This window comes from Microcystis sp. LE19-10.1B (assembly GCF_027530565.1).
GTDB classification, from domain to species: Bacteria; Cyanobacteriota; Cyanobacteriia; order Cyanobacteriales; family Microcystaceae; genus Microcystis; species Microcystis aeruginosa.
Map to the genome: position 1 here is coordinate 1 of NZ_JAPZQM010000418.1, position 6,235 is coordinate 6,235.

The window sequence follows — 6,235 nt, forward strand, 5'->3', positions numbered from 1 at the left end:
CCTTATATAGAAAAGCATTTAGCGATTTTTGTCAATTGTTTTTGCTCTAGAGCGAACTAATCAATTAAGTCTCTTGCCAGATAAGGATTTAGTCGATTTATGCCCCCCTATCGAACCATACCAAGTAACGAAGAACCTGATATTCTTCTAGTGCCGTTTGTAACGCCTTACATAGAGTAGCTATAGCTAATATAGCCATCGTGATTATAACAAAAAGAACCACTAGAGGAATAGGTGTCTGCCCAGCAAATACCCACGCAAGTAAACTAGCGACAAAACCCAGGAATCCCAGCACCAATGACTGAATTCCTAAAAAACTAGACCAAATTAACCCCCAAAAGTTATTTTTCATGTTTGTTCAAAACTCAAGAGACCGGTAATTAGCCAGTCTCTCAAGTCTTATCTATCTATTCTACTCGATTCCTTCGATGCGGTCCTCCACTTCTTGATAAAGTTCCTGTAAGCGGTCTAAATTCTCTTGAGAAGTTTCCCAGTAACCGCGACCATTAACTTCTAGCAGGGTTCCCACCATCTTGCGGAAAGAATTAGGATTGAGATTCATCAGACGCTGACACATTTCCTCATCTTGAATAAAAGTGGTGTTGACATCTTCATAAACCCAATTATCCACCGCGTCAGCAGTTGCAGACCAACCCATGGTATTAACCAAACGCTTCGATAATTCTCGGACTCCTTCGTAACCGTGACTTAACATTCCCTCGTACCATTTGGGATTGAGTAACTTGGTGCGGGTATCCAAGCGCACGGTTTCCGATAAAGTACGCACCTGAGCATTAGCGGTGGTAGTATCGGCAATATAGGCCGCCGGTTTTTTGCCATCATCGCGTAAACTAGCCACAACTTTTGTCGGGTCCGAGTCGAAATAGTGGGAAACATCGGTTAAACTAATCTCGCTAGAATCCAAGTTTTGGAAAGTTGCCTCCGCAGTTTTTAAGGATGCTTCAAACAACTGACGATTATCGGCCATCATACCCGGATTATCCGAGTCGAAAGCAAAACCCTTGCGGTTGAGATACATATTCTGTAACTCTTTTTCATCTTCCCAACTGCTATTTTCCACCGCGAGATTGATGTTAGAAGAATAGGAACCGGAAGCATTAGAAAAGATGCGGGTGGCTGCCTGTCGAACCGTTAAACCCATTTCTTTTGCTTGTTCAATAGCGTGTTTACGGACATAATTCATCTCTATCGGTTCGTTTGCTTCCGCGGCCATTTTTACCCCTTGGTCAAGCAAGTTCATCTGATTGATAAATAAATCCCGGAAGACACCAGAACAGTTGACCACCACATCAATGCGCGGTCTTCCTAATTCCTCTAGGGGAATCAATTCCAATTTATTCACCCGTCCCAAAGCATCGGGAACAGGACGAACCCCCACCATCCAGAGAATTTGTGCTAGGGATTCCCCATAAGTTTTGATATTATCAGTTCCCCAGAGAACACAAGCGATGGTTTCAGGATATTTACCGCCATTATCCAGTTTTTGCCGCTCTAACAGACGATCCACCACGATTTTAGCCGATTTTACCGCCGCTAGGGTCGGGATAGACTGGGGGTCTAAAGCGTGGATATTTTTACCCGTCGGTAAAACTCCGGGGTTACGGATGGGGTCGCCACCGGGACCGGGAAGAACGTATTCCCCTTCCAATGCTTTTAATAGCGCCCCTAATTCATTATCGGCACAAACCTGTTCTAAACAGAATTCTAGGTATTCAAACAGGGGTTTTAACGCCACCGGATCAACCTGTGGATAACCCATCTCCTGCAAAGTTTCCAGCCAAGGCGATTTCTTGCCTATATTCAAGAAATTCAGCTTAGAAAGCATCGATACTCGACCTTCTGCGTCGGTTTGGGACTTGACTAAAGTTGCGACGGCAGCGCGAGTCGCTAGGGTGATGTTTTGCAGTAATTCCACATCCTCTAACACCCCTCGATCGCTATTGCGATAAACTTCCTCTAGATCCCGGCCGATGCTGTTGGCAATAATTCGGGGTAAGGAAAGTAAATCGTCCTCTTCCCGGTCTAAACTGGCAATATTGACCAAAGTTGCCACCGCTTCGAGCGCCGAGGGGGGTTTCCCAATAACGTGAAGTCCGCAGGGAAGTAAGCGCGATTCAATTTCCATCAGTTTACGATAGACCGAACCGACGATATTATCCCGTTCCTCTTGACTGAGATGGGCAGTGTCACCATCAGGTAAACTTATATCTTTGTCGAGATTGACTAATAAACATTTATCGACAATGGTATTGACAATTTGCACCCCACGCCCACTATCTTTCAGGGTTTGGTAGGAACCGATCAACTCGCTTAGTTCTTTTAACCCTTTGTAGAGTCCGGCATTTTCTGCGGGGGGAGTGAGATAGGAGATGGTTTCCGCATAACTGCGACGTTTAGCGATCGTCGCTTCGCTGGGGTTATTAGCGGCATAATAGTAGAGGTTGGGAATCATCCCGATGAGGTTATCGGGGTAGCATTCCCCAGACATTCCCATCTGTTTCCCCGGCATAAATTCTAGGGAACCGTGGGTGCCAAAATGAAGAACCGCGTCTGCTTTCCAGACTTGATTGAGATAGGTGTAGTAGGCTGCAAAACCGTGGTGGGGACTAGCAGAACGAGAAAATAGCAGACGCATGGGATCCCCTTCATAACCGAAGGTGGGTTGAACCCCAATAAAAACATTACCGAACTCTTTCCCGTAGATTAATAGATTTTGTCCATCACTGTTGAGGTGTCCCGGTGGTGGTCCCCAATTTTCCTCTAAACGGACGGAATAGGGGGTTAAACGTTCGTATTCCGGTACGGACATCCGATAGGCGATATTTAGCTCCGGACTATGGTATTGTGCGGTGGCATCATGGATTACCGCTTCCATCAGTTCCCGGGGAGATGCGGGTAAGTCCTGCAAGTCATAACCATTATTTTGTAACGCTTGCATCACCTCGTAGATAGAACCGAACACATCTAGATAGGCTGCGGTTCCCACATTCCCTTTATCGGGGGGGAAACTAAAGACGGTGATGGCGACTTTTTTATTGAGTTTCGGTTTCTTTCTTAGGGTAGCCCATTTTAGCGCCCGTTGAGCGATCGCTTCTACCCGATCCTGTAAAGCGATCGCTTTACCCGTCGCGCCATCCCGGCCCGATAATATAATAGGTTCGATCGCACCGTCTAATTCCGGAATAGCAATCTGTAGCGCCACTTGAATCGGGTGTAACCCCAAATCGCTTTCTTCCCATTCCTGGGTGGTTTGGAAAACTAGCGGTAACGCGCACATATAGGGACGATTGAGACGTTTTAAGGATTCTATCGCTTTCGGATGATCTTGTCGCGCTGGACCCCCCACTAAAGCAAATCCCGTCAGGGAAATTACCGTATCAACGATAGCAACCGCTTCCACTCCTTTTAAGCTTTTATCCCAGAAGTATTCCTCTACCGGTTTAGAAAAATCTAATCCCCCGGCAAAAACAGGAAGGACTCGCGCACCCATAGACTCGAATTCCTGCACGAGAGCGACATAATGAGCGTCATCACCAGTAACGAGGTGAGTTCTCTGTAAAATTAAGCCAACACAGGGAGCCAAGGGGTCTTTTAAGTCATCGGCAATATCACTGCGGTTATTGTACCAAGCGAAGTATTCCTTGACATCCTCGAACATTTTCATGGATAAAGGATGCCAGATACCCAGATCCGGATAAACTACCGGTTCCTTGTAAACTACGCTGTCATCCTTGTTATCGAAGACGTACTTATCGGCCAACATTAACAGGAAGTTCTCTAAATTTTCTGCCGAACCCCCTAGCCAATACTGGAAACTTAACATAAAGTTGCGTGCGTCCTGAGCTTTTTCCATGGGGAGATATTTCAGGACTTGCGGTAAGGTTCGCAATAACTTTAACATCGCATCTTGGAAACCAGCGCCAGAGTTTTCCCTGCGCTTTTTCATAAAGTTAGCGATGACACTCTTAGACTGTCCCAATTGTGCCATAGAAAAGCTGCCTAACTTATTTAAGCGCATTACCTGGGGCATAGAGGGAAAGATGATCGCCGCGTCTAATTGATCCCGATGGGGACTGACAGCGGCCACAACTTTATCGGCTAAATCTTCGATAAAGATGAGAGAAGCAATGAAAATATTAGCTTTGGCTACATCCTCCTGAAAATTGCGATAATTTTCCCCATCGCGCAGTTCTTCGATTAAATAACCACTAATTTCGATCGCTAGTTTTGGGTTGTTAGAGTTGATTTCCCTGACGGCACTACTCAGCGCACTTTGGTACTGAGGTTCTAGCACGACATAGACCACCTTGACCAGCGATCGACCATTCAACGCGTCGGGAACTATGTGACGAATGGTGGACTTGACGTGAGTGAACATATATGATGGTTCTCCTTAGGATTGCTGAGTTCTGGTATGAAGTGATTTTCGTCATCAGATGACGATCGCCCTTTGTTTAAGGTATTTAGATATATGTTTCTGTTTTGTATCAGAAAATGTAACCCAAGTGAGTATTTACTCTGGGTTTTGACACAATTCGATAAATATCTTGCCATATTTTGTAACAGATGGTAAAGAGCTTTCTGAGTAACTGCTCAGGCTTTTCTTTACAAAAATTAATATTTAATCTATTGACTTTTTTAATAAAAAGTGGTAGAAAATGGCAGCTCGGACGAGATGTCGCTGTTATAGTCGTTTCCAATAAGTTTGAGACAAGCGTTGCCGATTCAAAGAATGAGTTGATTGCTAAAAGCTCTGAAAACTGGTTGAGAATTTTGCCAAATCATACCGCTACTCAGCAACGCCAGATTTCGATCGAATGCTTCAGAAATGATTAACGATATGTGACAATAGATTCCCAGCCTTCGGGCATTGTCGTACCGCTCAGGTCAGCACGGCTCAGGTTAGCATCGCTCAGGTCAGCACGGCTCAGGTCAGCATCGCTCAGGTCAGCACCGCTCAGGTGAGCACCGCTCAGGTTAGCACCGCTCAGGTTAGCACCGCTCAGGTTAGCACCGCTCAGGATAGCATTGCTCAGGATAGCATTGCTCAGGTCAGCACGGCTCAGGATAGCATTGCTCAGGTTAGCACCGCTCAGGTCAGCACCGCTCAGGCGAGCATCGCTCAGGTCAGCACCGCTCAGGTTAGCATCGCTCAGGCGAGCAAGGCGCAGGCGAGCACCGCTCAGTTTAGCACCGCTCAGGTTAGCACCGCTCAGGTTTTTAAGCTAAACGGCGCTTAACCTGCATGATCCAACAGCTATAACCCTTTTGGAGTCTATATCGGTGATCCGAAGTAAAAGCCGTTTAGCTTATCACCCCGCATCGCCTTCATTAGATCGGATTGATCAGCCATAGTCTTCTCCTTAATTTAGGGTATATGAAAGGATTAATTCAACGAGCAGACAGTCATAGACAAGGTTCTCTGCTGATTGCTACGTCTTTTGTAATGTACTACAAAAATCTATAAAAATCAATGATGGGAAAAGTCAGAAGCCCATTAGAAGTAATGCAATGAGACAGATGTTTAGGAATCAGGAAAATGACGAGAATGGCATCCGTCAAATCTTCAAACAAGCTTAGATCGAGTGACGGATTTTATCAACCAGCGACCGCGAAAATCCTTTGACTATCGCACGTCTTAAGTACCTAGACTTAGGAGTTAAGTGTACTATTAAAAACGGATTTAGTATAACTAGGTTAGAGGTTTACTCAAAATTGTGTCAATGACTGATACTAAATCCAGTTATTAAAAACTGATTATGTATTCCCCCTTTTGCATGAGTAGAAAAGGTGTTTCTCCGAGAAACCCCTTTTCTGTCTCGGAATTGATCATTGCTAATTCAATTCCATCGTCTCGGAGTCTCCCCAAAACGAAACCCTGATAACTCACCATTAAGATAATTACTATATGTAGGTAGGCGTTAAAAATTATCAGATGCCCCCCTTATTAAGGGGGGATTAAGGGGGTATCTCCCCTTATTAAGGGGGGATTAAGGGGGTATCCCCCCGCCTATCGGCACCCCCCTTATCAAGGGGGGCAGGGGGGATCGAACCTAAAATCCATTTTTAATTTAATTATAACCACCTACTTAAGTAGGTAGGTGTTAAAAATTATCAGATGCCCCCCTTATTAAGGGGGGATTAAGGGGGGATCCCCCCGCCTATCGGCACCCCCCTGATTAAGGGGGCAGGGGGATCGAACCTAAAATCCATT

General features: G+C 45.4%; 3 protein-coding genes. 1 reads left to right on the forward strand and 2 read right to left on the reverse strand.

Annotation, left to right across the window (positions count from 1 at the left end):
• The first annotated feature begins 28 nt into the window (after nucleotides 1-28).
• On the forward strand, nucleotides 29-151 hold the full coding sequence (locus tag O9332_RS15205) for a hypothetical protein (RefSeq protein ID WP_288026255.1): 123 nt from the start codon (nucleotides 29-31) through the stop codon (nucleotides 149-151).
• A 261-nt stretch (nucleotides 152-412) separates the two neighbouring features.
• Here the strand turns inward: O9332_RS15205 and O9332_RS15210 are convergent, their stop codons facing one another.
• Both O9332_RS15210 and O9332_RS28105 read right to left on the reverse strand, forming a co-directional pair.
• On the reverse strand, nucleotides 413-4,399 hold the full coding sequence (locus O9332_RS15210) for a magnesium chelatase subunit H (RefSeq protein ID WP_288026251.1): 3,987 nt from the start codon (nucleotides 4,397-4,399) through the stop codon (nucleotides 413-415).
• Between the two features lie 454 nt (nucleotides 4,400-4,853).
• Nucleotides 4,854-5,237 (reverse strand): pentapeptide repeat-containing protein, encoded by a 384-nt coding sequence (locus tag O9332_RS28105; RefSeq protein WP_353853432.1) that lies wholly within the window; start codon nucleotides 5,235-5,237, stop codon nucleotides 4,854-4,856.
• Nucleotides 5,238-6,235: the final 998 nt, after the last annotated feature.

What these genes read in the sequence shown, in the direction of transcription:
- O9332_RS15210 (WP_288026251.1), bottom strand. Translation starts at nt 4,399, where the DNA reads ATGTTCACTCACGTCAAGTCCACCATTCGTCACATAGTTCCCGACGCG.